Genomic DNA, 3,222 nt, shown 5'->3' on the forward strand with positions numbered 1-3,222 from the left:
ATTATTTGAAAGAACATAGCTTCAGCAAATCCCTCACGAGGTTAACTGTATGCTTTTCTTCAGAGTGAACAGTCAATTACTCTGATGGGATTCTCACCCACTGGATCACCACAGCTTCGTGGCACACTAACGTCTCTTGTATGGTGCGTTTGCTTTCCGAAGGAAGCATATGCATTATACAAATTGTTGTAGTGCGTTTTTATTCGGTTAATATTCTTTTATTTCCACAAGCTGCACATAATTTAGCTTTAGGAGTTCTGTACGGTTTTCCACAATTTTCGCAATCTGGACCATACATTTCGATTGCGTGATGTACAATTGCATTAGGTTCAGTTTCTCCAAATCCAGTTAAATCATTATAATAGTTCAATAGCTCTTTAAAACGCTCTTGTCTGTCCTTTTTTAAAACTTTAAATCCTTTTGCATAAAGTTTTGATGCAATTGCGTGTTCTTTCTTATCAAGCATTGGAACATCCATTTTGCATCTCCAGCAATATTTTATTTCCATACTGTTATTCTCTAATAATTACCGTTTCTGTCATTCTAATATCAGTCATTTTTCCTCCATCATTTAGAAGTTGATTAATCGCATTAAATTCGGCACTTCTACCCGCAATATTAACTATTACGTCATTATTCGGGTTATCATTCCAATAATGATCAACTATTTCTTCCATTGTCAAATATTGATGATTATCAGAAAATCGTTTAGATAGCCTTTTAGAATCAGAATAGTGTTCTAAATATGTTTTTGGCCAATCTAGATCAGCTAACCATTTACGGACAAATGCTATTGGCAGAAAAGTAATGATTTCAATTGCGTTATTTTCTTCAATTCCATTTCGAGTGAGTAAAGTCAGAAGTTCGTCATTTTCAAGAGATTTTGCGCTACCAATAATGTCAATCGCCTTTTTAACATCAGAGTTAAAATCCGATGATTCTTTAATTCGATTATTTCTCTTTTTTCCTAAAATCTTATTCCAAAAACTCATATTTCTCAAATGCACTACAACGTTTAGCTATGCGTAGTGCGGAAACAGAAAATCATTAACTTTCGATCCAGCTCTTAGCCAAAGTTTATGTTTCGTTTTTATATTTTCTAAAATACTAAATTTAAATCTTTGGCGACAAACCAAATAAGAAATACCTTTTCGATTAAACCAAAAACCGCATTATCGCATAGGTGTTGTTCTAAACCGTTTTGTTCAATATGGCCTATTTATCAAAGCCTCGGTATTCGCTAACTTTTGAAATTGGGCAATGATTTACGATTAAATCAAATTCTGCTATTTTATTTTTTGGTGTCACAAATTGTTTGTTAATCACATCGTCAAATGTATAAGTCAATAAATAAACATTTGTAAATTCAGTAGGTGTGATTGTAAGCTTTGACTTTTCAGATCTAGTTTTCTGTGAGATAGTCCACAATTCTAATTCCAGTCCATTTTTATTTAACATTATCAGGTTATCAATAGCATCAGCATCAGGTTCAAGTTGATAGTGAAAAATTACAGAATTATCTCTTATTTCATAATATGTAGTATTACCATCGCAGGGATCATAGATAACAAATTCATTATTTATTTTTTTTAAACTTATCCATTGTTTGGGGAAATCTCCTAGTTTTATTTTCTTTAGCTTATGTTTTTTCGAAATCTCGTTTATGTAATATGATATGGCATCATTTTCAAACTTAATCTGTCTTCTATTAAAATATTTCGCATAAAATTCAGAATTTCTTGTAGTATCTCTAAATAATTGGTGCCTCAATAAATCAAGGTTTTTAGGGTTGTTTTTTTCAAGAATTGTGTCAACCACTTCCTGATTTCGATACGACTTTATTACATAATTTTCTTCTTTAGGCTCAGCTTTAATTTCTTTTTCAGGAACCTTTTGAACTTTATTTTGGTCGCGTTTACAGGAACTGATAAAATTCAGAATCAAGAGTAATGATATGATGAATGTTTTTTTCAAATGGTTTAGAACGTTTAGCTATGCGTAGTGTGGAAGCAGAAAATCACTGGTTTTCGAACTAGCACTTAGCCAAAGTTTATGTTTTGTTTTTATCTTTTCTAAAATACTAAATTTAATACTTTGGCGACAAACTAAATAAGCAATAGCCTTTCGATTAAACCTAAATACCGCATTATCGCATAGGTTTTGTTACCACCAGTTTTTATTAAAGGTTAAAAAAAGCAACTTTTTCATATGGTATCATCATTTGCTTTTCTTCATTAAAATCTGTCAAGTCCATTCTAATAATTGAATTGTTAGGAACTCTTTCTTTACTAAATTTATAAGTAAAACCGTCTTTGTTTTTTATATATTCCGGGAATACTGATTTATAGTTAAGATTGTCTAAGCTATAGGTCAATTTTACAAGCCAATTTTTATTAGGATTGTTTTTAAATTCAAAATAATAATATTTAGAATCACTTGTTATAATTGGTGTTTTAGGAAATCCTGTTTGAAAATAAAATGAATGAATGTAAGGAAGTTTGTTGAAATCGGAAATTGAAATAGGATTTTTTAACAATTGCCATTTACTATCATTGGGGTAATGAGTTAAAATATTTCTTTCAGGATCAATATCGAAATAAAAGTCAGTTATAGCTCCTTCAAATTGCTTTGCCCAAGTTACATCAACAAGAATCCAATTGTTATTTATTTTTAAAGCATTCCAAGCGTGAAGAAAATCGGTATCTACTTCAAGTTCTAAAGTTGGATTTTCCTCAGTTTTAGCATATCCAACTATAATTTCACTTTCGATATCAAATGCAGATAAAAATTCTTGAAATAAAGTTGAGTAGCCTATACAAACAGCTTTTTTTTCTTTGAATATGTAGTCAGTATTTGAGCTTTGATCTTGTTCTAATTTAGATAACCTTTTAGATCTAATTTTTTTTAGCAGGTCATAATCATATTCAATATTTAGACTCATCCAATAGTAAAAAAATTCTGCTATTTGTTTTTTATTATTTATGTTTTTAGATACATAATTGACTAAATCGCTTTTCTCTATTTGCGGTTTACTCATCTTTTGAGAAATTTCAAAAATAGATTTTGTTTGAGATATAGAAATGTTTACAAAAAACACTAGTGTCAAGTCAATTATTAATTGACGGATAAAGTTTTTTGAGTTTGATTCTGCAATTTTCCGTTGTGAATTGCCAATTTATTTTGGCATTAAGATTATTTCTATATTCTTGCCAAGCTTCAACT

General features: G+C 30.0%; 4 protein-coding genes. All 4 read right to left on the minus strand.

Annotated elements, in window-relative coordinates:
- Nucleotides 1-199: 199 nt before the first annotated feature.
- The 4 genes from F0000_RS26780 to F0000_RS26795 all read right to left on the minus strand — a co-directional run bounded on the left by F0000_RS26780 (nt 200) and on the right by F0000_RS26795 (nt 3,037).
- Complete coding sequence (locus tag F0000_RS26780; RefSeq protein ID WP_255452913.1) at nt 200-466, minus strand: hypothetical protein; 267 nt, start codon at nt 464-466, stop codon at nt 200-202.
- A 46-nt stretch (nt 467-512) separates the two neighbouring features.
- Nucleotides 513-992 (minus strand): hypothetical protein, encoded by a 480-nt coding sequence (locus F0000_RS26785; RefSeq protein WP_149627766.1) that lies wholly within the window; start codon nt 990-992, stop codon nt 513-515.
- Between the two features lie 223 nt (nt 993-1,215).
- Entirely contained in the window at nt 1,216-1,974 is a 759-nt protein-coding gene (locus F0000_RS26790) for a hypothetical protein (RefSeq protein ID WP_149627767.1), read from the minus strand.
- Between the two features lie 205 nt (nt 1,975-2,179).
- Nucleotides 2,180-3,037 (minus strand): transglutaminase domain-containing protein, encoded by an 858-nt coding sequence (locus F0000_RS26795; RefSeq protein ID WP_149627768.1) that lies wholly within the window; start codon nt 3,035-3,037, stop codon nt 2,180-2,182.
- Nucleotides 3,038-3,222 lie beyond the last annotated feature (185 nt).

This window comes from Aquimarina sp. RZ0 (assembly GCF_008370685.1).
GTDB lineage: Bacteria > Bacteroidota > Bacteroidia > Flavobacteriales > Flavobacteriaceae > Aquimarina.

What these genes read in the sequence shown, in the direction of transcription:
- F0000_RS26780 (WP_255452913.1), bottom strand. Translation starts at nt 466, where the DNA reads ATGCTTGATAAGAAAGAACACGCAATTGCATCAAAACTTTATGCAAAA.
- F0000_RS26785 (WP_149627766.1), bottom strand. Translation starts at nt 992, where the DNA reads ATGAGTTTTTGGAATAAGATTTTAGGAAAAAAGAGAAATAATCGAATT.
- F0000_RS26795 (WP_149627768.1), bottom strand. Translation starts at nt 3,037, where the DNA reads ATGAGTAAACCGCAAATAGAGAAAAGCGATTTAGTCAATTATGTATCT.